Here is a 25,502-nt window from a genome sequence, read left to right on the forward strand (position 1 = left end):
TTTTTCTGCCACGCCTGCGCGTGGTTTCTACGCTGCACCCGCGGCGTCCACATTCTGCTTCCGGCCTCAACAGGCTGACGCAGCCCGTTGCCTGGCTATGCCACAACGAATTTACTGCCTTGATCCGCAACAATGAGCAGGATGGGAGTGGACATGTATCCACGCACATCTGAAATCGGGAACGGTACGGGTTGTTATTTCGACCGCCCCCCGGAAAAGCTCGTACTTGAAGGGTATCGCCGCTGGACTGCCGGGTTTGAAACCGGCTCGGTGATTGCCTGGGAAATGGCTTACGGACTTTACAGCGAAATTCTTGGCACCCGTGAAGGCAATCGCGCCCTGTCGGAACTGTCTTTCTTCATCCGCACGCTGCGCCATTGCGCCCTGTGCCCGCTGAAGACATTCCCCTTCGGCTCGCACCATGTGTGCAAGGAAGAGTGCCTGACTTTGGGTCTGATCGCCGGGCTTCAAAATTGCGACATGCTTGCAGCAAGAACCTGCCTCAATGCCATGGCATGTCCCTCCCGGCATGAGGAAGTCGAGAACGCAGCCATCGGTTTTGCCGAAACACTGGTGGAACTGGATCAAGTGCTTTTGCCGATCCCCAAATTTGCGATCGACGACATCATTTCTCGCCCGGTGCGGGCGAAGTACCATTAAGAAGAAGGGGAAATATAATGATCATCAGCTCCCGCTTGGAACGACGCCTCTCAATCGCCGCGACTGCCGCATTGACTCTGGCGATTTTCATCACACCGCTCACGGTGCGCGCTTCCATTGAAGCCAAGGCCGTGACGAGCACTTTCACGGAAGTTGCGTCGGTGGAACCGGCCGACCTGCTGCTCAGAAAATAAAGGCCTCGAGCCCGGTACCGGCCCTGCGCCGGTACTGTCCTTCAACGCGGACAGCACAACCTGCCGGTGAAATATTATTTCGCACGCAACCAGTTTTCCTAAGAGTACCAAACCCATCAATCCATTTAATTGGAGCTTGCGCTTGATAGCCGGAAAGAATCCCATTGCGGGCAAAATTCCGGGTCAGCGGATAATAGACTACTGTTTCTGTAGACTAACGTATTCAGGTAGAATTTTCTAATTTATCGATATAAAAGGAATTCTTTCCAACGCCCGCTATGCGGGTCGCTCTGCTACGCTTCAGGTCACACTACACGGAGGCAGGCATGAAACATTCCCGATTTTCGCTATCGCTGGCGGCAGCATTGTTCGCCGCAACAGTTTCCTTTCAATCGCTGTCTGCCGCCCATGCGGATACGACGCTTCTGAACGTCTCGTATGATCCTACCCGCGAACTCTACAAGGACTACAACGCGGCTTTTGCTGCGAAATGGAAGGCCGATACGGGCGAGACCCTGACCATCCAGACCTCGCATGGTGGCTCCGGCGCGCAGGCCCGCTCCGTCATCGATGGCCTTGATGCCGATGTGGTGACACTGGCGCTTGAGAGCGATATCTCGGCCATCGTCAAGGCGACCAAGAAGATCAATCCTGACTGGCGCACCAAATATCCGCACAATTCGGCACCTTACACGTCCACAATTGTTTTCCTCGTGCGCAAGGGCAATCCCAAGGGCATCAAGGATTGGGGCGATCTGGTCAAGGATGGTGTCGAAGTCATCACGCCAAATCCGAAAACATCCGGTGGCGCCCGCTGGAACTACCTTGCAGCCTGGGCTTGGGCCTATGGCCAGTACGGCGGCGATGAAGCCAAGATCAAGGACTATATCGGCAATCTGTTCCAGCATGTTCCCGTGCTTGATTCCGGCGCACGCGGTTCGACCACTACCTTTGCCCAGCGCGAGCTTGGCGATGTGCTGCTCGCATGGGAAAATGAAGCCTATCTTGCTTCCGATGAATTCGGTGCTGACAAGTTCGACATCATTGTCCCGCCGCAATCCATTCTGGCCGAGCCGCCCGTGGCTGTTGTTGACGGCAATGTCGATGCCAAGGGCACACGCAAGGTGGCTGAAGCCTACCTACAATATCTCTACTCCGCAGAGGGCCAGACCATCGCCGCCAAGCATTTTTATCGCCCGGCGGAGCCCAAACTGGTGCCTGCTGACATCTTGAAGAAATTGCCGGAGTTGAAACTGGTGACGATCGATGATCCAATCTTCGGTGGATGGGCTAAAGCACAGCCCTATCACTTCGGAGATGGCGGAACGTTTGACCAGATTTACAAGCCGAAAAAGTAACAGCATGCTTTCCAACCTTGCCAAGGCAGGTTGGCGGTTTAAGAGGCCGAGTGTTATTCCAGGGTTCGGAATGACGCTCGGCTTCACTCTTGCCTATCTGACCCTCATTGTCCTTATTCCACTGGCTGGCCTCGTCTGGCGCTCCGCCTCGCTCGGCTGGGGCGGCATGTGGCATGTCGCAACAGATCCGCGCACACTGAACGCGCTGAAGATCAGCTTCGGCACGTCGTTCGTGGCCGCGCTTGTTAATGTCGTGTTCGGCGTTATCGTCGCCTGGGTGCTGGTGCGCTATCGCTTCCCCGGTCGCCGTATCATCGACGCCGTTGTGGATTTGCCCTTCGCTTTGCCAACGGCCGTTGCCGGTATTGCGCTGACAGCGCTCTACTCCAAGAATGGCTGGATCGGCAAATGGCTCGATCCGCTGGGAATCAAGGTCGCCTTTACACCGATTGGCATAACGATTGCCCTGATCTTTATCGGACTGCCTTTCGTCGTGCGCACCGTACAGCCGGTGATGGAGGAAATCCGCAAGGAAGTGGAAGAGGCGGCCGCCACACTCGGCGCCACGCGGTTCCAGACGATCACGCGTGTGCTGTTACCCGGACTGACACCAGCGATCCTCACCGGTTTTGCCCTCGCCTTTGCCCGTGCCGTTGGCGAATACGGATCGGTGATCTTCATTGCTGGCAATCTTCCTTATATTTCGGAAATTGCGCCACTTCTGATCGTTATCAGGCTTGAAGAGTTTGACTATACCGGTGCGACTGCAATTGCGGCCATTATGCTGATCATTTCGTTCACGATGCTTTTTGTCATCAATCTCATTCAGGCCTGGAGCCGCAGGAGGTATGGCTATGCGACATGAATTGCCACAACCTCCGGAGCCTGCAACCAAAGCCTGGCACCCGGCGACCACGGAAAGCCGAACGGCGCGTTTCGTGCTGATTGGCGTGGCGCTGGCGTTTCTCGGGCTGTTCCTGCTTCTGCCGCTTATCTCGGTTTTCTTTGAGGCGTTCCGAAAGGGTCCCGCGGCTTACTTTGCAGCCTTTGCCGATGCGGATGCGCTTTCCGCCATTCGGCTGACCCTTTTGGTGGCGGTGATTGCTGTTCCACTCAACCTCGTGTTTGGCGTGGTCGCAGCCTGGACGATTGCCAAGTTCGAATTTAAGGGAAAGGCGTTTCTGACAACCCTGATCGATCTGCCTTTTTCGGTTTCTCCGGTTATTTCGGGTCTTGTCTATGTGCTCTTGTTCAGCAGTCATAGCGCGCTAGGGCCCTGGCTCAAATCGCACGGGATCGAAATCCTGTTTGCTGTTCCGGGCATTGTTTTGGCAACGGTTTTCGTGACCTTCCCCTTTGTAGCGCGGGAACTGATTCCGTTGATGCAGGAACAGGGCACGACCGATGAGGAGGCCGCGCTTTCGCTTGGTGCCAATGGCTGGCAGACTTTCTGGCATGTCACCCTGCCGAACATCAAATGGGGCTTGCTCTACGGCGTGCTCTTGTGCAACGCCCGTGCCATGGGAGAGTTTGGCGCAGTGTCCGTCGTTTCAGGCCATATTCGTGGCCTGACCAACACGATGCCGCTGCAGGTCGAGATTCTCTACAACGAATTCAATACGGTTGCTGCCTTTGCAGTGGCTTCGCTTCTGGCGCTGCTGGCGCTGGTAACGCTCGTTCTCAAAACTCTTCTGGAGTTGAGATATGGTGCGGAACTGGCTGCCAATGGCGGACACTGAGAGGAATTAAGATGGACGTTCGCGTAAGTGGTGTACGCAAGGAATTTGATCGCTTTCCGGCGTTGCACGACGTGTCGCTCGATATCAATTCGGGGGAATTGATTGCCTTGCTCGGCCCATCGGGATCAGGCAAGACAACGCTTCTGCGCCTGATTGCCGGTCTGGAGACTCCGACTGAGGGCAAGGTGTTCTTCGGCGACGAAGACGCATCGCTGAAATCCGTGCAGGAACGCAATGTCGGCTTCGTATTCCAGCATTATGCGCTGTTCCGGCATATGACTGTGATCGACAATGTTGGTTTCGGCCTCAAAGTTCGCCCGTCTGCCAGCCGCCCAAGCAATGAGGAAATCCGTCGCCGCTCGTCAGAGCTGCTCGATTTCGTGCAGCTTGGTGGACTGGAAAAGCGCTATCCGGCCCAGCTTTCCGGTGGTCAGCGCCAGCGCGTTGCGCTTGCCCGTGCCATGGCGATTGAGCCGCGCGTATTGCTTCTTGACGAGCCATTCGGCGCGCTGGATGCGAAAGTGCGGAAAGAACTGCGCCGCTGGCTGCGGGAAATTCACGACAAGACCATGCACACCACGGTTTTTGTGACGCATGATCAGGACGAGGCGCTGGAACTCGCCGACCGTGTGGTGGTGATGAGCCAGGGCAAGATCGAGCAGATCGGCACACCTGATCAGGTCTATGACACGCCCAATTCCCCGTTCGTCTACGGCTTTATTGGCGAATCAAGTTCGCTTGCCGTGCGCATCGAAAGCGGAGAAATCTGGCTTACGGACCGTGCACTTGGCATAAAGAGCGATGTGCCTGACGGGGAAGCCGCGCTTTATTTCCGCCCGCACGATGTCGAACTGGTCGATGGTTGTGGCGGCTGCATTGCCGGGACTGTCATTGCAAGCCGCCGCGTGGGTGCGACAAGGCGTGTGGAACTTGAAATCGGCGGCGCGGCAGAACGGGTCGAGATTGAAATTCCCGCTGATCATCCGGCCAAGGAAAAGAGCCGCATCGCCTTTCGCCCCAAGCATTGGCGGGTTTTTCCGAAGGTTTGATCCTCCTTACGACCGACACGGAAAGCCGGAGTTCCCCTCCGGCTTTTTTGCATGTCCGCTATATTTGCTGTTACTGATCTCGAAACAGTCTGTTCACAAAGCCTATGGCATTCCGTGAACGGCTACAACGCGGTTTGCGCGCAATGCCCCTGTGCAGTCCGCTACGAATTGCCTAAGATAAACAGATGGAAATTTGACTCATTTTCATCAAAACTGATCGGCAAGGGTAAAAGTGATGGTAGCTTAGTTGCTCCGACCCGATTAGATCGTGACTCCTCTATGGGTCAATCGACCCGTTATTATCGTCTGTGTTGCAGCCCTGAAGATTTTTTCTTCACAACCGAAACGAAGGCAAATGGCCCTACTGTCTTTTTTTAAATCTTTCACACCACAGAAGAATGCCGTTGGTCAGATTTTTTCGGTCCAACCCAATCCAATCAGAGCTCACTACAAATCCGTTGACGATCTGCGAGAGATGGGTGCGCGCGTGGCGCGCGGCGAAGATATCCGCTTGCCCGATTATGAACCGATGGTCTTTGAGCAACGCACCGTCGAGAATGCGCGGCTGATCCTGCACTCCTATCGTTCCTCCGACGCGGCTGCACGCAAGGGCGAAACGATTACACCGGCAGCGCAGTGGCTCCTCGACAATTATTATCTCGTTGATCAGAACATCCAGCAGGTCGAACGCGATCTTCCGAAAAAATTCTTCCGCCAGTTGCCCCCGCTGAAAGGCAAGCCGGAAATTCCGCGTGTCATGGCACTCGCCTGGCTCTATGCAGCCCATACGGACAGCCAGTTCTCGCTCAGCAGCCTGACCGCCGTGGTCGAAGGCTTCCAGACCGTTTCGCCGCTGCATATTGGTGAGCTTTGGGCGCTGCCTTCAGCTGTGCGCTTCATCCTTATCGAGAATGCGCGCCGCCTGTCTTTGCGGGTCGAGCGCGCCCGGCGCATGCGCGCCTATGCCAATAGCGTTGCCGATGAAATCACGCTCAACGCCGACAAGGACACGCTGCCGCAGCTTCTAGCCCAATATACCACGGCTGCGCGCGACAGCACATTTGCTACCCATTTGCTCTACCGCCTGCGTGGCGGCGCGATGCATTCCGGCGCCGCTGTCGCCTGGCTGGAAGAAGAGCTGGAGAAGAACGGCAGTGACGCGGAAGACGCCATTATCCAGGAACATACGCGCCAGTCCACCGGCGGTGTTACCATGGGTAACCTCATTCGCAGCCTGAAAGCCATTGACGACGTCGACTGGATCACATGGTTTGAGACGGTTAGCGGCGTCGATGCGGTGCTGCGCGAACATTCCAACTTCGACGCGCTCGATTTCCACTCCCGCAACGCCTATCGCGTGGCAATTGAAAAGATCGCGCGCCGCTCCGGCAAGAGCGAGCAGGACATTACACAGGCCGCACTTGATCTGGCCCATCACAGCGCCGAGACCAAAGGCGACGAGAAAAGCGTTACCGTGCAACGCAAGCGCGATGTCGGTTATTATCTCGCGGGTGACGGACGCTCCGAACTTGAGGAAACCTGTGGTTCCACACCGACCGTGCTGCAGCGTTGGGTGCGGTTCTACAAGATGCTTGGCCTTGCCGGTCTGTGGGTCCCTGCCTCCGTTATCTCCATCGGTATTCTGTTTCTGATCCACTATTGGCTGCGCCGCTATGGCCTGCCGAGCGATACGGTTCTTCTGCTGACGATACTGGCCGTCTTCCCGACGATGGAAACCGCCAATGGTTTCGTCAACTGGATCATTCCGATGTTCATGCCGCCAACACGGCTCATCGGCTTTGAATATAAGAACGGCCTGCCGCCGGAAGCCAAAACCCTTGTGGCGGTGCCGACGCTGATCACCTCGCGCGATTCCGTTGACGAGCATATCCGCAATCTCGAAGTCCACTATCTGACCAATCCGCGCGGTGAAATTTATTTCGCGCTGCTGACCGACTGGGCCGACAGCAAAGTTGAGCAGACCGAGAATGATCTCGATATTCTTGACTATGCCCGCGAGAAAGTAACCGCGCTCAACCAGCATTATACTCAGGGCGGAAATCCACGTTTCTTCCTCCTGCACCGCAAGCGCCTTTACAATGCGCAGGAAGGCCGCTGGATGGGTTGGGAGCGCAAGCGCGGCAAGTTGCACGAACTCAACCTTCTGCTGCGCGGCGATAAGGATACAACCTATTTCCCCAGCAATGAGGAAGTACCGACAGACATCAAATTTGTGATGACGCTCGACTCCGACACGCGCCTGACGCCGGATTCCGTCAATCGTCTTGCGGGCAAGCTCAGCCATCCGCTGAACCGTCCAATCTACAAGGAAAAGTCCGGCCGTGTGACGAGTGGTTATGCCATTCTCCAGCCGCGCGTTACGCCTTCGCTAACAACAGGTGACGATGCTTCGTTCCTGCAGCGCGTTTTCTCGGTCAATCGCGGCATCGATCCTTATGTCTTTGCCGTTTCAGACGTTTATCAGGACGTGTTGGGTGAAGGCACATTCACCGGCAAGGGCCTCTACGATATCGACTTCTTTGAGCTGGCGCTTGACGGCAAGATCGATGAGAACACTGTTCTCAGCCACGACCTTCTCGAAGGTGGTTATGCCCGTGCCGCTCTCGTCAGCGATGTCGAGGTGGTTGAAGATTATCCTACCGGATATAATGTCGACATTTCCCGCCACCATCGCTGGACCCGTGGTGACTGGCAGCTTCTGCCTTACCTCTTCAGCACCAAGCCGGGGGTAACAGCTGTTACCCGCTGGAAGATGACCGACAATCTGCGCCGCTCGCTGACGCCTGTTTTCTGGATTATCGCTTCGATTGCCGGCTGGACACTGCTGCCACCGGGTGTTGCCGCGCTATGGCAATTCTTCATGATCTTCAGCATGTTCATCGTCCCGACGATGATCCTCTTCACCAATCTCGTGCCGACAGATATGAACCTGTCGCTCAAGGGCCATTTTCAGGCGATCCTCACCGATATCTTCTCCGGTGCCGCCGATATTGCGCTGCGCATTACCTTTATCGCCAACATGGCCTGCCTGATGGCGGATGCCATTGCCCGCACACTCTACCGCGTGTTCATCTCGCGCAAGAACCTGCTTGAATGGCGTGCTGCGGCACAGGCCAAGGCCAGCGCGCCGGATACGTTGCAATATTATGCCCGCCTGATGTGGCCAGCTGTTATCGTGGCCATTGTTGCCATTGCACTGCCACTCGCCACCCATAACCGGGCGTGGTTCCTCGCCGTGCCTTTTGCGCTGATCTGGTTCTTCTCGCCTGTCATTGCATGGCTCGTCAGCCGTTCGGCCAAGCCGCTGGATGATCTGAACGTCCGCTCTTCGGATAAGAGCGAGTTGCGCCGGTTCGCCCGCCGCACCTGGCATTATTACGATACGTTCGTCACCAAAGAGCAGAATTTCATCCCGCCTGACAATTTTCAGGAAGACCCGCACCCGGTTATCGCGACACGCACATCGCCAACCAATATCGGCATGTATCTGCTGTCGACGGTGGCTGCGCGCGACTTTGGCTGGATCGGTTTCAACGAGACGCTGACGCGCATCGATGACACGCTGACCACCCTTGAGAAGATGGAAAAATATCGCGGCCATCTCTACAACTGGTATGAGACAACGACATTGCGGCCCCTGCTGCCGCTCTATGTCTCCTCAGTGGATAGCGGCAATCTCGCCGGTCATCTGGTGGCGCTTTCCTCCGCTTTGGAAAAGTGGGCCGAAGCACCGTCGGTCTATCTGCAAAGCGATCTCGACGGCATTCTCGATGTCAGCGATATCCTCGAAGAGGCGATCAACGATATTCCCGATGAACGCCGTGTGCTGCGGCCACTGCGCCGCCGTCTCGATGAGCGTGTGGCGAATTTCCGCCGTGCCATCACGACCATCAAGGAAGAGCCGGAAACCGCATCATTGCGGACCATCAATCTCTCGCTCTTTGCCGGTGACATTCAGCGCCTGACCGAGGAACTGCACGGCGAACTTGAAAGCCCGCTGAGCACCGTTGCCAATGGCTGGGCGCTGCTTCTGGTCAAGACCTGTCAGGCCCATACGGATGATGCCATCGGAACGCATGATGGTACGGACAGCCTGCGCGAACGTCTGGTTTCGTTGGCAACCCGGGCCCGGCAACTGGCCTTTGATACGGACTTCACCTTCCTTGAGCGCAAGGAACGCCGTCTGCTATCAATCGGTTTCCGTGTCGATACCAATGAGCTTGATGCCAGCTGCTACGATCTTCTGGCTTCGGAGGCCCGTCTTGCCAGCCTCTTTGCCATTGCCAAGGGCGATATACCGGTTGATCACTGGTTCCGTCTTGGCCGTCTTCTGGTTCCGGTTGGCTGGCGCGGTGCGCTGATCTCGTGGTCAGGCTCCATGTTCGAATATCTCATGCCACCTTTGGTCATGATCGAACCATTGGGCTCCATGCTCGATCAAACCAACAAGCTGATCGTCCAGCGCCAGATCGAATATGGCGAGTCAAAGGGTCTGCCATGGGGTATTTCGGAAGCCGCCTATAATGCGCGCGATCCGGAGATGAACTACCAGTACACCAATTTCGGTGTTCCGACGCTCGGCCTGAAGCGTGGCTTGTCCAAGAACTATGTGGTGGCACCCTATGCCAGCATCATGGCGGCCCAATATCGCCCGGCAGAAGCTGTCGTTAATCTGAAGCGCCTACGCGAGATGGGTGCACTGGGTCAGTACGGTTTCTATGATGCCGTGGACTTCACCCGCTCCCGTGTTCGCGAGGGTGAGGAATATGCCGTCGTTCGCAATTACATGGCGCACCATCACGGCATGTCGATTGTTGCTGTTAACAATGTGGTGTTCGAAGGCCGCATGCGTGATCGGTTCCATTCGGACCCTGTGATTGAAGCTGCCGAACTGTTGCTGCAGGAAAAAGCCCCGCGCGAAATTCCTGTCCTGCAGGCCAAGGCTGATAATCCGATGCGCAAGGCCGTGGAAAGCGGCGAGGAAACGGCGTCTATCCGCTTCATCAAGAACCCGCTTTCCGCCCCGCGCGCCACGCAGATCATGTCGAACGGCCATTACTCGGTTATGGTCACCGCCAATGGTGGTGGTTACAGCCGCTGGAATGGTCTCGCCATCACCCGCTTCCAGCCAGATCCGCTTGAAAGCGGCTATGGCACCTTCCTGTTCCTGCGCGATCTCGACAGCGGTGAATGGTGGTCAGCGACCGGTGATCCTGTCCGGGCTGCCGGTGAAAAAAGCACGACAATCTTCGCTGACTACAAAGCCGAATTCGTCAAGGAAAACGGCACAATCCAGACCACAGTGGAAACCATCGTCGCTTCGGATTCCGATGGCGAAGGCCGCCGCATCATCATCACCAATACCGGAACAAAAGACCGGATCATTGAAGTGACGTCCTATGCGGAACTGGTGTTGACCGCTGACGATACGGATACGGCACATCCGGCATTTGCCAAGATGTTCGTGGAAACCGATATCGATCCGCGCGGTGACACGATTTATGCGACGCGCCGCAAGCGTGACAGCAATGAACCCGATATTCACGTGGCCCATGTGGTTACCGATGGTTCTGGCGCAATGCGCGAAATTCAGGCGGAAACCGACCGGCGGGCATTTATCGGCCGTGGTCGCAACCTGCGCAATCCGGCAGCTTTCGATGAGGGCGTCACTCTTAACGGCAGTCAGGGATTTGTGCTCGATCCCATCGCTTCGCTGCGTTGCCGCGTGCGTGTTCCTGCGCACAAGCGTGTGACGCTGGTTTACTGGACCCTTGTCGGGCCAGACCGGCATGAACTGGAAGAAGTCGTCTCGCGCTTCCGTCACCCGGATTGCTTTGCTCGCGAATTCTCATTGTCGTGGACAAGTTCGCAGGTGCGGCTGCATCATATCGAGATCAATCCGGATGAGGCCGCGGATTTCCAGCGCGTTGCAACCAGCCTGATTTATACGGACAAGGCCCTGCGCCTGCCCTCCGAAAGCATCGCATCCGGCCTTGGCAGCCAGTCCGATCTCTGGCCCATGTCCATCTCGGGCGACTTCCCCATCCTTGCACTGCGCATTGATGATGAAGCCGATATGGAAACGCTGAAGAATGTGCTGAAGGCACAGGAATACTGGCGGGCGAAGGGTCTTGTGGTTGACGTTGTCGTCATCAATGAGCGCTCCTTCTCCTATGCACAGGATTTCCAGCGTGGGCTTGAAGCGATCTGTGAGAACAGCCGCAACCGTGGTGGCCAATATGGACCGCGTGTCCATATCTTCACCGTGCGCAAGGATCAGATGAGCGATGCGAGCTATAATACCCTGCTCGCCTCCGCCCGCATTGTCATGCATGCCCAGAACGGTACGCTGGTCGAGCAGTTGAAGCGTACGGAAGAACTGGCGGCGGCAGACCTGCAACCAGCCATTACTGCTTCCGGCAAAACGCTCGCTACCGGTGACACCGGTCTTGACGACATGCGCGCCATTGCGCCAGCGCCGACCCAACTGGCAAGCAAGCGTCGCCAGAAAACAGAGGGTAGTGATCTTGCCTTCTGGAATGGTTTTGGCGGCTTCAACATGAAGACCAATGAATATGTCATCCGTCTTGCCGACCGGGCCAACACGCCGCAGCCTTGGATCAATGTGATTTCCAATGCAGGCTTTGGCTTCCACGTTTCGGCTGAGGGTGCAGGCTTCACATGGTCCAGCAACAGCCGCGACTATCAGTTGACGCAATGGTCGAACGACCCTGTGATCAACCGGTCGGGCGAAGCGATCTATGTCGTTGATCTCGACAAGGGCACGGCATTCTCGCCCACGGCTTCGGTGCTGCGCGATCCTTCGGTGCAGTATGAAACACGCCATGGACAGGGCTATTCGACGTTCCTGTCGCGCCATGGCAATGTTGGCTTGGAACTGACCCACACGATCGATACGGAAATGCCGGTGCGTGTGTCCAGTCTCAAGATCACCAATAATGGCGGAACGGCCAAACGACTGCGCGTTTATGGTTTCGTCGAATGGATGCTTGGCAATTCCCGGGCGAAAACGGCGCCGTTCATCGTGCCGTCGCACGATGTGGAAAGCGGTGCACTGTTCGCCCGCAATCCCTATGGTGCTGACCGGAAAGATCATGTGGCATTCTTTGCTTCAAACGTGAAACCGCAATCGGTGACATCCGACAGGACAGAGTTTTTCGGCCCATTGGGTTCGGTTGATCAGCCAAGTGCAGTGCTACAGGCAAAGACACTTTCGAATGTGGTTGAAGCAGGCGGTGATCCCTGTGCGGCAATGGCTGTCGATGTGGAAATCGCAGCCGGAGAGACCAAGGAAATCCTGTTCTATATCGGCGATACTGCCGGTGCCACAGAAGCCCGCCGTGTGCTTTCCGAACAGCTGAAAAAGCCGTTTGAAAAGACGCTTGCCGCTTCCAAGGCAATCTGGACCGGGTTCCTCGACGGGTTGCAGGTGGATACGCCTGATGATGCGTTCGACGTGATGGTCAATCGCTGGCTGCCTTATCAGAGCCTTGCCTGCCGCATCTGGGCACGCACGGCCTTCTATCAGGCCAGTGGTGCCTTCGGTTTCCGCGACCAGTTGCAGGATACACTGTCCATGCTGGTTCTCGATCCGTCTCTGGCCCGTCACCAGATCCTGAATGTCGCTGCCCGCCAGTTCAAGGAAGGCGATGTTCAACACTGGTGGTTGCCAACCTCAGGCGCCGGTGTGCGGACGATGATTTCCGATGACGTGGTCTGGCTTGGCTATGCCATTGCGCACTACACCTCGGTAACTGGCGACATGAGCATTCTGGATGAGCAGATCGCCTTCATCGAGGGCAAGGCTCTGGAAAATGGCGAACATGACGCTTTCTACCAGCCGGTAATCGCTGGTGATAAAGTAACAGTCTATGAACATGCGGCGCGGGCGCTTGATCTCGCCATTGCCCGCACTGGTTCGCATGGTCTGCCACTTATGCTCACCGGCGACTGGAACGACGGCATGAACCGTGTCGGCGAAGAGGGCAAGGGCGAGAGTATCTGGCTGGGCTGGTTCCTGATCAGCACCTTGCGCGATGTTCTGCCGATTGCCCGTCAGCGCAAAGACACTGACCGTGTCAAGCGATGGGAAGCCCATATTGAAAGCCTCAAGGCCGCGCTTGAAAAAGATGGCTGGGACGGTGAATGGTACCGCCGCGGCTATTTCGATGACGGTTCGCCTCTGGGTTCCAAGACGAGCGAGGAGTGCAAGATTGACTCGATCGCCCAGTCCTGGAGCGTGCTCTCGGGTTACGGCGATGCGGATCGTGCCAGGCAGGCGATGCAGTCTGTGGCGACGCATCTGGTGGATGACGAAGTGGATATCATCAAGCTGTTCACACCGCCCTTCAACAAGTCGCGCCACGATCCGGGTTATATCAAGAGCTATCCGCCGGGCGTGCGCGAAAATGGCGGTCAATACACCCATGCGGCCACTTGGGCTGTGCTTGCCATGGCAAAGCTCGGCAATGCCGATGAAGCCTATCGCTGGTTCAGCAAACTCAATCCGGTGAACCATTCGCTGGATGCCGATAAGGCCGAATCCTATCGGGTTGAGCCCTATGTTGTCGCTGCTGACGTTTATTCGGTTGATCCGATGCGCGGACGCGGTGGCTGGACCTGGTACACGGGTTCCGCCGGCTGGCTCTACCGGGTGGCGACGGAAGGCATTCTCGGCATCAGCCGCCAGAATGACCGGCTGTTCGTCGATCCTGCCCTGCCAACCGCATGGACCAATGGCTTCAGCTTCGTCCTGCGCAACGGCAAGGCGCGTTATACGGTCGAGGTGAAACCAGCCGCCAAGGGCGGCAGGAAAATCACTGTGGATGGCAAGAAGCTGGCGAAGGCCGATGCGGGCATTCCGCTTGAGACATCGGGCGAACACAAGGTGCTTGTGGAAGTCGTGCCGGGAAAATAGCCAGCGGCTTTCACCGCTGACTTCGACGTTTACTCCGCCGCCTGCGCTTCTGCGCTGGCGGCGGTTCTTTTTCTGGAAACGAGAAACGCCAGAATGAAGCTTGCTGTCAGCAGAAGCACGATAGTCGGTGCGGGAGCACTATCGAGGAAGAAACTCAGATAGATACCGGCGAGCGACGTCACCACGGCAACCGCCGCTGAGACGAGCAGCATCTGCTCGAAGCGTCTGGTCAGCAGGAATGCAATCGATCCCGGCGCTATCAGCATTGCAACGGCAAGGATGATACCAACGGCCTTGAGTGCACCGACGATGGTAAGCGACAGGATGCAGAGCAGGCCATAGTGCAGGAATTTGACCGGCAGGCCGATAGCCTGCGCGTGCTGCGGATCAAAGGCATGCAGCAGCAGATCGCGCCGCCAGATGCCCAAGGCCAGCAAAGTGACCGCTGCAATGACACCTGTCTCGGCAATATCACTCCATGCCACCCCCAGCATATCGCCGAACAGAATATGGTCGAGATGCACGTCGGACTGGATCTTGGTATAAAGCACGATGCCAAGCCCGAACATGCCGGAGAATACCACGCCCATAACCGTGTCTTCCTTGACCCGGCTGTTCTGCTTGAGAAAACCGGTTGCCAGCGCACAGATCATACCCGCAGCAAAAGCGCCGATGGCAAGTGGTATGCCCGCGATATAGGCAAGGACCACACCGGGCAGCACCGCGTGCGAAATGGCATCACCCATCAGCGACCAGCCTTTCAGAACAAGAAAGGGAGAGAGCAGGCCCATGGGGATGGCCACCAGCAGCGTGATGACAAAGGCCTGCTGCATGAAGCCGAAATTGAATGGCTGCAACAGAAGCTGGACAAGATCGCTCATGCCCCCTCCTCCAGTGCCAGTTTGGCACGGCGGCGCGCGGCAAGTGTTCCGTGTTTGGGTGCGAAGACAAAGGCGGTGAGAAAGACGAGGGTTTGCAACACCACGATAATGCCGCCGGTGGCGCCATCAAGGAAGTAGCTCAGATAGGATCCGACAAAACTGGTCAGCGCGCCAATAGCCACACTCGTCTGGATCAGACGCGGGAAACGATCATGCAGCAGGTAAGCCGTCGCTCCGGGAGTGACAACCATTGCCACAACCAGAAACGCGCCCACCGTCTGCATGGCTGCAACCGTCGATGCGCTGAGCAGTGTGAAGAAGAGGATTTTGAGAACTGGCGGATTGAGGCCGATGGACCGGGCGTGGTTTTCATCGAAGAACGTCACCATCAGATCTTTCCATTTGACGAGAAGGACGGCGAGCGAGACGCCGCAAATGATGACCAGTTGCAACGTGTCTTCAGGCGTGATGGCGAGAATGTTGCCGAGCACAATGGTCTGGATATTCACCGAGGCCGGTGACAACGACATCATGAACAGGCCGAGCCCAAAGAAGGAGGTAAAGATAAGACCGATGATGGCGTCCTCTTTCAGCTTCGTTCGCTGGTTGAGAAACAGCATGGCAATGGCCGCAAGACCACCGGAGAAGAACGCACCGATGGAAAAGGGCAGGCCGAGCATATAGGCACCGGCAACGCCCGGTACGATGGAATGGGAGAGCGCATCGCCAATCAGCGACCAGCCTTTCAGCATCAGATAGGCAGACAGGAAGGCGCACACGGCGCCAACCAGCGCGCTTACCCACATGGCATTGACCATGTAATTATAGGAGAATGGTTCAAGCAGGATTTGCGTCATGGCTTCGACTTGCCTTTGCCACTCTTGGGCTCGCCATAGATAACGAATGGGCGTTCGTCATCGCTAAGCACAGTCACGCTGCGCGGGTCGGCGTCATCATGCAAATCAACACCACCCAAAATGAAGTGCCGGAGCACACCGCCGAAAGTCATTTCCAGATTGGCCTGCGTGAACACTTTTTTGGTCGGACCAGAGGCAAGAACCGTGCGGTTGACCAGCACTGCCCGGTCGCAGAATTCGGGGACACTGCCGAGATTATGGGTGGAGACCAGCATAACCTTGCCATCATCGCGCAGTGATCGGAGCAGGCCGATAATCGCCTCTTCGGTGCGCACGTCGACGCCGGTAAATGGCTCATCCAGCAGAATGATATCCCCTTCCTGCGCCAGCGCGCGGGCCAGAAACACCCGCTTCTTCTGGCCCCCGGAGAGTTCGCCGATCTGGCGCTTACGGAAATCGGTCATACCGACCCGTTCGAGCGCCGCCGTCACCATGTGCTGGTCACGCTTCTTGGGTATACGCAGAAAGTTCATATGGCCGTAACGTCCCATCATCACGACGTCCTCGACCAGTACAGGAAAATTCCAGTCGACATCCTCGCTCTGCGGGACATAGGCAACGACATTGCGCTTCAGCGCCTGTCCCGCCTTTTCGCCAAGGATCGATACCGATCCCTTGGCAAGCGGGACAAAACCCATGATTGCCTTGAACAGGGTGGACTTGCCGCTGCCATTGACACCCACCAGAGCGGTGATCGACCCGCGCGGGATATCGAAACTGGCATTGCGCAGGGCCGTATGACCATTGCGATAGGTGACGGTGACGTCATGTACGGAGAGGCCAGCCCCTCGCTTTGCGGCGGAGGGACTGGCGGGCGCTTGGGAGGTTGCGCTCACTGGGTAAATCCTTTGGCAACGGTTTGCGCCGTAGTTCGCAACAGGTCGAGATAGGTGGGCACCGGTCCATCGGGATCGCTGAGCGAATCGACATAGAGGACACCGCCATATTTCGCGCCGGTCTCGCGCGCCACCTGCTTGGCGGGCGAGGCGGAAATTGTGCTTTCGCTGAACACAACCGGGATTTTTTCGGCACGTACCTTGTCGATGACCTTACGAACCTGCTGGGGCGTACCCTGCTGATCCGCATTGATGGGCCAGAGGTAAAGCTCCTTCATGTCGAAATCACGGGCGAGATAGCTGAAGGCACCTTCACTGGTCACAAGCCAGCGATGCTCGGCAGGAACGGCAGCAAGGCTTTCGCGGATGGGCGCGACGGTGGCCTTGATCTTATCCGAATAGGCCGCAGCATTGCGGTCATAGATTGCCTCATTATCGGGGTCATATTTGCCGAGGGCCTTGCGGATATTCTCCACATAGATCAGAGCGGCATTGGGCGACATCCACGCATGGGGATTTGGCTTGCCCTCATAGGGCCCCTCGGAAATACCCATGGGCTCAACACCCTCGCTGACAACAGCACTTGGCACGTTTTTCACATTGCCAAAGAATTTTTCGAACCAGCGCTCAAGGCCAAGACCATTCCAGAGGACGAGATTGGCGTCCTGTGCTTTCAAAATATCACCGGGTGTGGGCTGGTAATCGTGAATTTCCGCATTGGGCTTGGTGATCGAATCCACATCTGCTGCATCACCCGCAACATTGCGTGCCATATCAGCAATGATCGTGAAGGTAGTGACCACCTTGAATTTCTTGCCATCAGCAGCGGATGCCGGGCCGAGAATCATGAAAAGAGCAAAAACAGCAATCAACAGTCGGTAAAATCTCATATCGCCTCCAGCATACAAGGGAAAATGGCGCGGCTTTTTCAGCGCCATTGTTACTCCATAACGTTCGATTTTTCATCCGTCAATGCAAATGCAAATGATTTGCAAAAAGAAATTTTCACCGGAAGACTGACACGCCGGTTGCTCCAATCACTGAAATTCTGTGCAACAATGCCGATATCTGGGCGAGCCAGTTGAGAATCTTTGCAACTGAACGCGTTCTGGCGCATAATCACGCTCATGAAACATGCACTAAATCAGAAGCCGGATTACGAGAAAGAGTTACGCAAGGCAGGCGTTCGGATCACCCGCCCCCGCCGAATCATTCTCGATATTCTGACCTCGACGGAAGACCATCCGGATGCGATGAAAATCTTCCACCGGGCCATCGAAATTGACGACAGCATTTCGCTCTCGACCGTGTATCGTACCATGAACCTTTTGGAAGAAATGGGGGCGATCCATCGCCACGCGTTCAATGGCGGACCCTCGCGTTTTGAACAGGCGCACGGCGAGCATCATGATCATCTGATCGATGTCGATACGGGTGACGTTATCGAATTCCAGTCCGATAAGATCGAGAAGTTGCAGGAAGAAATCGCCCGCGCCCTTGGCTATGACATCATCCATCACCGGCTTGAGCTTTACGGACGGAAATCAAAACGGCCTGAATAAGTCTGCTCTGAGCAACGGATTGACAAAAAACAATGACCGCCTTTCCTCCCTTTCTCGGGTTTCCTGAACGACTGACCGAGGGCCATACGCCCCGCATGGTGATCTTCGGAGCCGGTCACGGCAGCACTTATCCCGGCAAGGACAGCAGCGCCTATCACTCGGCTGCCAACGCGATCCGCGCTGCGAGTCAAGACGATACCGCACTCGTCGAGCACTGGGATTTTGATCTCGGCGGTCCACTTTTTGACGGCAAGCCGGTCTGTTGCGTCGATACGGGTGACATTCCAACGACGATGTATGACAACGCTGGCAACCGGGCCCGGATCGAAGCGCGGACGCGCGCGGTTCTGGCATTGCCAGCCTTACCCATCGTGCTCGGCGGCGACTGCTCTGTCACCATACCCTTCCTCGCCGGCTTTGCAGATCACGGGCCTGTCTGGATTCTTCAGATAGACGCTCATATTGACTGGCGCGACGAAGTGCATGGCGAGCGCCACGGTTATTCGAGCCCGATGCGCCGGGCGAGCGAGATGTCGCACGTCGCCGGGATTGTGCAGGTCGGCCTGCGCAGCGTTGGTAGCGCGCGCCTTACCGACATTGAAGCAGCCCGGCACTATGGCAGCCGTTTTGTGACTGCCCGCGAAGTTCATACTCAAGGCGTCGAAGCCGCTCTCCGGCATATCCCTGAAGGAGCACGCGTTGTTGTTACCCTCGACTGCGATAGCCTTGATCCCAGCATTATGCCGGGTGTGGCGGCGCGTACGCCGGGTGGCCTTACTTACACGCAGGTCATCGACCTGATCGCGGGTCTCAGCAAGTGCGCCAGTATCGCAGGATTCGACCTTGTCGAACTCTATCCGCCCGCCGATATTGACAGCCTCTCGGCGCTGACCGCCGCACGCATTATCGTCAATGTCATCGGCACCCTCGTCCGGCAGGTTTGACCTTGCGAGGTTACGGCGCAGAAGAACATCAGACCCGTTCGGGGATGCAGCGTTATAGCCGAAAGGGCAAACGCCGGAACAAGTCTTTTCCTGCGCACAAACGTACAAGACCGCTGTTCCCGATTGGCGGATAACTCCCGCTTGCGATTATCCAAGGGAGTCATGCATGCAGTCCGCCCCGTCAAAGCCTTATAATGCCATCAATTTTTCCCAGAAATTTGGCCTGTTCACCGAACAGTGGCAGCCCAAAGTGGTGGCTGAACTCAACGATTATCAATTCAAGATTGCCCGTCTCGAAGGCGATTTCGTCTGGCATGACCATCCGGAAACCGATGAGGCATTCATCGTTTTGGATGGCGAATTGCGCATCGATTTTCGCGATGGGTCCGTGACGATCAAACCGGGTGAAATGTATGTGGTGCCCAAGGGGGTCGAGCATAAGCCCTATGCGGAGAGGGAAGTTCGCTTAATGATGATCGAGCCGCGCGGGGTGGTCAATACCGGCCGCGAAGGTGGCGCGCGGACAGCACAGAACGACGTTTGGGTCTAAAACTCACACTATCTGCGCAAGGTTCCGCCGCAGGAAATCATCAAGCCGGTTAACAGCGGCATCCGTTGAAGTAGGGTTACGCATAACCCCGACCTCAAGGTCATGCAGCGGCGGCAGGCCCTCATTCTCGCCGACTATGCGCAGTGAGGACGGTACACTGCAGGCGGCAAGCCCCGCCACCGCCAGCCCCGCTTGAACAACGGCGATCAGACCAAGCAGGCTGGCGCTGGAGTAAGTGCAGCGATAACTGCGATCCGCATCACCCAGCGCTTGTAAGACATGGGTGCGTCCCGCACAGCCCGACTCGAACAGGGCAATGGGAAGCGGGTCATTTTCCCAGGTAACGTGCGTTGGTGATGCAACCCAGACAAAACGTTCGCGCCGGATAATTTCAAGCGGCTGCTTTTGAACGCGTGTCACAATAGCCAGATCGACCCGGTTATCCTCAATCGCCTTGACCAGCGATGTGGACTGTTCACACACCAGCTCCACAGTAACCAGCGGATGGTCAGCGGCGAACCGCGACAGGATGGGTGGCAGGAGGAAGGCGGCATAATCATCCGGCACCCCCAGACGCACGCTGCCGGTTTCCTCAGGGCGGGTGACATTGGCCCACGCCTCATCCGATAATCGCAACAGCCGCCGTGCATAATTCAGAAAACTTTCGCCGGCTAAATTGGGTTCGACTGAACGCGGATTGCGAATCAGAAGCTGCTTGCCGACTGCCTGCTCCAGCCGCTGCATCTGCATACTGACAGCTGACTGGCTTCGGCCAACGCGCGGCGCAGCCGCCGAAAGGCTGCCGCTTTCGACGACAGCAACAAAGGTTCGCAGCAGATCAAGGTCGAGGGGTGCGGCCATAATGCCATCAGCATAACGAATAGTTTCTTACAAATCTATTCGTTTGTTTGGATGAAACTATCGAGGCTAACTGGGCATCCAATTATTCAGGAATGACCCGTCATGGCCGAGCCGCTTTCAGAACGTTTTCCAGCTGCCCGGCTTGCCATTGCCATGGTCATCATTGGCACAGTGGGCGCATTTGCAACGGAAACACGGCTTGATCCGGTAACGATTGTGTTCTGGCGCTGCGTGTTTGGTACGATCTTTCTCGGCGCATGGTGCTTTCTGCGCGGCTATCTGCCTGATCGGACGCTCTCCTGGTCGCGACTGGCACGCGCAGCGCTTGGCGGGATTTGCATGGTGCTAAGCTGGGTTTCGTTCTTTGCCGGTTTCCGCATGACGTCCATTGCAACCACCACAATCATCTATCACATCCAACCATTCTTCGTTGTCCTCATCGGCGCAACCCTACTCAAGGAACGCATCACCCGTGATCAGATCATCTGGATGCTCGGCGCGTTTCTTGGCGTCGTACTGGCCAGTGGTCTTGTTGGCAGCACAGCACCCATCAGCACAATCTGGGTTCTTGGTATTGTCATGTCACTCGGCGCGGCCATGCTTTATGCAGCGGCAACGATTCTCGCCAAGGGTCTTGGCGAGCAGCGCCCTGAGATCACCGTGCTTTGTCAGACAATCGTCGGTATTTTCATGCTCGCACCGTTTGCCAATCTGACGGGACCTGTCCCGCTGGCTTCGTGGGGCTGGCTTGCCAGCATTGGCATTTTCCATACGGGCATTGCCTATATCCTGATCTATTCGGCCTATCCGCGCCTGCAGACACCTGTCATCGGCGTATTGACCTTCATCTATCCGATCGTCGCCATCATTGTTGACTGGGCAATTTACGGCCATCCATTGGGAATAGCGCAGGCCGCCGGAATGCTGCTGATTGCCTGCGGCACACTTGGTGTGCGGCTCGGCTGGCAAATCCCGTTCCGGCATGCTTCGGCTGCCTGATGTATGGAAACGAAAAAACCGCCCGGAGGCAGCTTTCTCTTCAAACAATATAAAAAGAATCAGGCGGCGTTGGATGCAGGCTGCGCCGTCAGCAATTCATAGATAAGGCTCGCATCATGGGCGGTGCGCAATTTGGCAATTCTCTCGGGATCACGCAGCATACGTGCAATGCGTGACAAAGCCTTCAGATGATCAGCACCGGCATTTTCAGGCGCCAGCAGAAGGAAAACAATATCCACAGGCTGATCATCAAGCGCTTCGAAATCGACAGGCGTTTCGAGCTGCGCAAAGACCCCGGTAATTCGCTTCACGCTGTTGATCTTGCCATGCGGAATGGCAATGCCATTGCCAACACCGGTCGAACCAAGGCGCTCCCGCTGCAGGACAGTGTCGAACACTTCCCGCTCCGTCAAACCGGTCAAGGCGGCTGCCTTTTCCGACATGATTTGCAAAAGCTGCTTTTTGGAATTGACTTTCAATGCGGGCAGGACAGCGTCGGGCTGAATGAGATCACCCAGATCCATTATTCTCTTCCTTCCTGATTACCGTCCGCGCTTTTAGAGCGCGGACGGTAGTTCAAATTTCGCCTATGAGCCGGCGCCGTTCTGACCGGCAACGGCCGATGGATCGATCCAGCCGATGTTGCCGTCAGCGCGGCGGTATACGATATTCACCTGCGTACTTCCAGAGTTGCGGAAGACAACCACTGGACTATCTTTCAGATCAAGCTCGACCACAGCAGACGCGACACTCATGCTTCTGAGCGCCATGGACGTCTCAGCCACGATTGTCGGTGCGTAATCTTCCGGAATATCCTCATCCTCATCCGGTACAGGGGCTACGACCCGGTAGGAAATATCGTCGAAAACACCGTTGGAGCCCGGTGCCTGATGCGATTTCAGACGCCGCTTGTAACGGCGAAGACGCTTGTCCACGCGTTCTCCGGCTGCATCGAAAGCAAGCTGAGGATCCTGTGCCTCGCCCGCTGCCTGCAACACCGTGCCGGTATCGAGACGGATCAGGCAGTCTGCGATAAAACGCGACCCCTGCTTCTCCACTGTGACGTGGCCTGTATATCCGCCATCGAAATACTTGGTAACCATCTCGCCGATCCGTTCGTCAATGCGAATGCGGAAAGCGTCACCAATGTCCATATGTTTCCCAGATACACGCAGACTCATGATACCTCACCTTCGTTGTGACTTTTCATTGCCCGAGCCAATCTACACTGTTGTTGTAAGACGAGCAAAGACATCCCGCACATTCCCTGCGAGCGATTCATCACATTTCACTTTCTGATTCTTCATATCCAAAGGCGCGCTTTCGCTTCAATTGACGCAAATTACCGGCGCTTCACTCTCCCTTGACCGGACTTCTATGGTCCGGTTCATTTACCCACTCGTCGCGATTCTACACCTGTGTGGCGGATGAATCCAGAGTTTCCGTCACCCTTGCGCACAGAAGCCTGTGCTTTTTTCTCGCGGCGCCTTTGGACCGAGGAAGCGATGTTCATCGCTTCCCGGTATTTCGCAACGGTACGCCGTGCAATATCAACGCCCTGGCCCTTCAAAAGATCCACAATTGTATCGTCGGACAAAATATCCTCAGGCTTTTCATTGTCGATAAGAAGCTTGATTTGATGCCGGACAGACTGTGAAGAATGCTGCTCGCCGCCTTCGGTGGCCGAAATTCCGGCATTGAAGAAGTAACGCAACTCGAAAACACCACGCTTCGTCAGCATGTATTTATTGGCGGTTACGCGGCTCACTGTTGATTCATGCATACCGATGGCGTCAGCCACATTTCGCAGGTTAAGCGGCTTTAGATGTGCCACGCCAAATTGCAGAAACTCCGACTGCTGGCGTACAATTTCCGTCGCCACTTTCAAAATTGTCTGTGCTCGCTGGTCCAGACTGCGGGTCAACCAGTTGGCATTTTGCAAACATTCGCTCAAAAAACCCTTCTCGGCCGGAGATGCGGTGACTTTGGCAATCGTCGCATAATAGGTGTTGTTGACGAGAACGCGTGGCAAAGCATCGGGATTGAGTTCGATATTCCAAGTCCCATCAGGCGCCATATCAACCTGAACGTCCGGAATGATGCTATCAGCCACGCCAGAGGAAAATGCTGTTCCCGGCTTTGGATCCAGCAGCCTGATCTCCTTGAGCATATCGAGAAGGTCCGTATCCGTGACACGGCACAGCTTTCTCAAGGTCTGGAAATCCCGCTTGGCGAGCAGTTCCAGATTCTGCAGAAGCATCGTCATCGCCGGATCGAGCCGGTTTTTGGCGCGGAGCTGAATGGCCAGACACTCAGCCAGATCGCGGGCAAAAAGGCCCGCGGGTTCGAATGTCTGCAAGACTGTGACGAGCTTACAGATATGGGCCGCATCAACACCCAATCTCTCGGCAATTTCATCCACATCAGCGCGCAGATAGCCCATTTCGTCAAGATGATCGGCGAGCTCCGCCGCAATCAACCGGTCCGCAGCATCAACAAAAGCAAAGATGATCTGTTCGCCCACATGGTCGCGCAAAGTCAGAGGCGAAGCCGTCACCTGTTCGAGGTTGAACCCTTCACCACCCGTCGACACATACCCATCACCGGAAGATGATTTCCACTGCGTCGCAAGATCGCCTGCAATGAAATCATGGGTTCCGGGGTCATCGGGAAAGATATTTTCCAGCGAACTGTCGAATGTATCGGACATCGAACCGGAGCTGGTGGTCTCGCCACTGACGAGCCAGTGCTCAGTCTGTTCGCCCGTGTCGGATGTATCCCGATGTTCACCAGCGTCGCCACTATTGACACTCCGGGAGTAATCACCAGCCTCTCCGGGTCCCCGCTCGTCTGATGTGCCCCTGCTTTCAAAGGAAAAATGCTCGCTTGCCGGATCATCGCGTTCCAGCAGAGGATTTTTTTCAATCTCCTGTTCGATAAACTGCTCAAGCTCGACATAGGTCAATTGCAACAGCCGAATCGACTGCATTAGCAGTGGCGTCATCACCAGCGACTGTGTTTGCCTCAAATCGAGTTTTGGCGACAATGCCATGGTGAACGCAAGGACCCCTGTACGAAATTCTTTTCAATGTACAGAACTGGCCCAATCCTTGCTTGTCAATTCCGACAAAGCAAAAAACGACTCTTTTTCAGGAAAATTCGTCTTGATACACGGCTCAGGAAGCAATTTCTGGCGAAAAGTCACCAGAAATCGACAAAATCAAAGCTTGAACTGATCGCCGAGATAAAGACGCCGAACATCCGGATTGGCAATAATTTCATCCGGACGGCCATGGGTCAGAACCTGACCAGCATGAATAATATAGGCACGGTCGATCAGCTTCAATGTCTCGCGCACATTGTGGTCAGTGATGAGCACACCGATGCCACGGCTGGTCAAATGGCGCACGAGTTGCTGAATATCGGCCACCGCAATCGGGTCAACACCGGCAAAGGGTTCGTCCAGCAGCATGAAATTGGGCCGCGAAGCCAAAGCGCGCGCAATTTCGAGACGCCGCCGCTCGCCACCCGACAGCGAAAGCGCCGGGGCCTTGCGCAGATGGGCAATGTGAAACTCTTCCAAAAGGGAATCCAGTTCCTGTGCCCGCGCCGAGCGATCCTTCTCGACAACTTCGAGTACGGCCTTGATATTGTTTTCGACGGAGAGACCACGGAAAATGGACGCTTCCTGCGGCAGATAACCAATGCCAAGGCGCGAACGGCGATACATCGGCATTGTCGTGACATCAAAGCCATCGATCTCGATATTGCCCTTATCAACGGGCACCAGCCCGGTGACCATGTAAAAACAGGTGGTCTTGCCAGCGCCGTTCGGACCCAGAATACCAACAGCTTCACCGGCGCGCACGCCGAAGGAAACGCCATTGACCACCTGACGGCCATTATAGCTCTTGGTGATGCCGCGCGCGACGAGCGTGCCCTTCATCCGATCCGTAGCAGTTGGATCAGCGGCCCGCATTTCCTGAGAAATGC

Annotated in this window: 19 protein-coding genes and 1 pseudogene; 11 read left to right on the forward strand and 9 right to left on the reverse strand. The window is 56.1% G+C overall.

What is annotated here, in order from left to right:
* Positions 1-153 precede the first annotated feature (153 nt).
* The 7 genes from BLU05_RS07040 to BLU05_RS07065 all read left to right on the forward strand — a co-directional run bounded on the left by BLU05_RS07040 (position 154) and on the right by BLU05_RS07065 (position 13,959).
* Positions 154-660 (forward strand): hypothetical protein, encoded by a 507-nt coding sequence (locus BLU05_RS07040; RefSeq protein WP_091878847.1) that lies wholly within the window; start codon positions 154-156, stop codon positions 658-660.
* A gap of 17 nt (positions 661-677) precedes the next feature.
* A complete protein-coding gene (locus BLU05_RS26135; RefSeq protein ID WP_175540542.1) occupies positions 678-854 on the forward strand; it encodes a hypothetical protein in 177 nt (58 codons plus the stop codon).
* Between the two features lie 326 nt (positions 855-1,180).
* Complete coding sequence (locus BLU05_RS07045; protein WP_091878848.1) at positions 1,181-2,212, forward strand: sulfate ABC transporter substrate-binding protein; 1,032 nt, start codon at positions 1,181-1,183, stop codon at positions 2,210-2,212.
* A gap of 4 nt (positions 2,213-2,216) precedes the next feature.
* Entirely contained in the window at positions 2,217-3,077 is an 861-nt protein-coding gene (gene cysT, locus BLU05_RS07050; protein ID WP_091878850.1) for a sulfate ABC transporter permease subunit CysT, read from the forward strand.
* A complete protein-coding gene (cysW, locus tag BLU05_RS07055) occupies positions 3,067-3,951 on the forward strand; it encodes a sulfate ABC transporter permease subunit CysW (RefSeq protein WP_091878851.1) in 885 nt (294 codons plus the stop codon). Before cysT ends, cysW begins: the two co-directional genes overlap by 11 nt.
* Before the next feature lie 11 nt (positions 3,952-3,962).
* Complete coding sequence (locus BLU05_RS07060) at positions 3,963-5,000, forward strand: sulfate/molybdate ABC transporter ATP-binding protein (protein WP_091878853.1); 1,038 nt, start codon at positions 3,963-3,965, stop codon at positions 4,998-5,000.
* 355 nt (positions 5,001-5,355) lie between these two features.
* Positions 5,356-13,959, forward strand: coding sequence for a glycoside hydrolase family 94 protein (locus BLU05_RS07065; protein ID WP_091878854.1), 8,604 nt, complete (start codon positions 5,356-5,358; stop codon positions 13,957-13,959).
* Between the two features lie 29 nt (positions 13,960-13,988).
* Here the strand turns inward: BLU05_RS07065 and BLU05_RS07070 are convergent, their stop codons facing one another.
* The 4 genes from BLU05_RS07070 to BLU05_RS07085 are packed head-to-tail and all read right to left on the reverse strand — an operon-like array spanning position 13,989 to position 17,441.
* A complete protein-coding gene (locus BLU05_RS07070; protein WP_091878856.1) occupies positions 13,989-14,840 on the reverse strand; it encodes a metal ABC transporter permease in 852 nt (283 codons plus the stop codon).
* The gene (locus tag BLU05_RS07075) at positions 14,837-15,697 is read right to left on the reverse strand and encodes a metal ABC transporter permease (protein WP_091878857.1); all 861 of its coding nucleotides are present in this window, start codon (positions 15,695-15,697) and stop codon (positions 14,837-14,839) included. The genes BLU05_RS07070 and BLU05_RS07075 overlap by 4 nt, the downstream gene beginning before the upstream one ends.
* Positions 15,694-16,593, reverse strand: a complete 900-nt coding sequence (locus BLU05_RS07080) for a manganese/iron ABC transporter ATP-binding protein (RefSeq protein WP_091878859.1) — start codon at positions 16,591-16,593, stop codon at positions 15,694-15,696. Before BLU05_RS07080 ends, BLU05_RS07075 begins: the two co-directional genes overlap by 4 nt.
* On the reverse strand, positions 16,590-17,441 hold the full coding sequence (locus tag BLU05_RS07085; protein WP_244518294.1) for a metal ABC transporter substrate-binding protein: 852 nt from the start codon (positions 17,439-17,441) through the stop codon (positions 16,590-16,592). The genes BLU05_RS07080 and BLU05_RS07085 overlap by 4 nt, the downstream gene beginning before the upstream one ends.
* A gap of 279 nt (positions 17,442-17,720) precedes the next feature.
* Here BLU05_RS07085 and BLU05_RS07095 point away from each other — a divergent pair, with 279 nt between their 5' ends.
* The 3 genes from BLU05_RS07095 to BLU05_RS07105 all read left to right on the forward strand — a co-directional run bounded on the left by BLU05_RS07095 (position 17,721) and on the right by BLU05_RS07105 (position 19,649).
* Positions 17,721-18,155, forward strand: coding sequence for a Fur family transcriptional regulator (locus BLU05_RS07095; RefSeq protein ID WP_091878862.1), 435 nt, complete (start codon positions 17,721-17,723; stop codon positions 18,153-18,155).
* 32 nt (positions 18,156-18,187) lie between these two features.
* Positions 18,188-19,099 (forward strand): agmatinase, encoded by a 912-nt coding sequence (locus BLU05_RS07100; RefSeq protein ID WP_091878863.1) that lies wholly within the window; start codon positions 18,188-18,190, stop codon positions 19,097-19,099.
* 166 nt (positions 19,100-19,265) lie between these two features.
* Positions 19,266-19,649: a cupin domain-containing protein gene (locus BLU05_RS07105; protein ID WP_091878865.1), complete on the forward strand. Its 384-nt coding sequence runs from the start codon at positions 19,266-19,268 to the stop codon at positions 19,647-19,649.
* A 3-nt stretch (positions 19,650-19,652) separates the two neighbouring features.
* Here BLU05_RS07105 and BLU05_RS07110 read toward each other — a convergent pair whose 3' ends face one another.
* On the reverse strand, positions 19,653-20,510 hold the full coding sequence (locus BLU05_RS07110) for a LysR substrate-binding domain-containing protein (RefSeq protein WP_091878867.1): 858 nt from the start codon (positions 20,508-20,510) through the stop codon (positions 19,653-19,655).
* 102 nt (positions 20,511-20,612) lie between these two features.
* Between BLU05_RS07110 and BLU05_RS07115 the strand changes: the two genes are divergently transcribed.
* Positions 20,613-21,509: a DMT family transporter gene (locus BLU05_RS07115; RefSeq protein WP_091878868.1), complete on the forward strand. Its 897-nt coding sequence runs from the start codon at positions 20,613-20,615 to the stop codon at positions 21,507-21,509.
* 59 nt (positions 21,510-21,568) lie between these two features.
* Here BLU05_RS07115 and ptsN read toward each other — a convergent pair whose 3' ends face one another.
* The 4 genes and pseudogenes from ptsN to lptB all read right to left on the reverse strand — a co-directional run.
* Positions 21,569-22,033, reverse strand: a complete 465-nt coding sequence (ptsN, locus tag BLU05_RS07120) for a PTS IIA-like nitrogen regulatory protein PtsN (RefSeq protein ID WP_091878869.1) — start codon at positions 22,031-22,033, stop codon at positions 21,569-21,571.
* Positions 22,034-22,096: 63 nt separating this feature from the next.
* On the reverse strand, positions 22,097-22,690 hold the full coding sequence (gene raiA, locus BLU05_RS07125; RefSeq protein ID WP_091878871.1) for a ribosome hibernation-promoting factor, HPF/YfiA family: 594 nt from the start codon (positions 22,688-22,690) through the stop codon (positions 22,097-22,099).
* A 206-nt stretch (positions 22,691-22,896) separates the two neighbouring features.
* Entirely contained in the window at positions 22,897-24,561 is a 1,665-nt protein-coding gene (gene rpoN / locus BLU05_RS07130) for an RNA polymerase factor sigma-54 (protein WP_091878873.1), read from the reverse strand.
* A gap of 168 nt (positions 24,562-24,729) precedes the next feature.
* A pseudogene (lptB, locus tag BLU05_RS07135) lies at positions 24,730-25,458 on the reverse strand (LPS export ABC transporter ATP-binding protein); the annotation flags it as partial.
* Positions 25,459-25,502: the final 44 nt, after the last annotated feature.

It is taken from the genome of Phyllobacterium sp. OV277 (assembly GCF_900104355.1).
Taxonomy (GTDB): domain Bacteria; phylum Pseudomonadota; class Alphaproteobacteria; order Rhizobiales; family Rhizobiaceae; genus Phyllobacterium.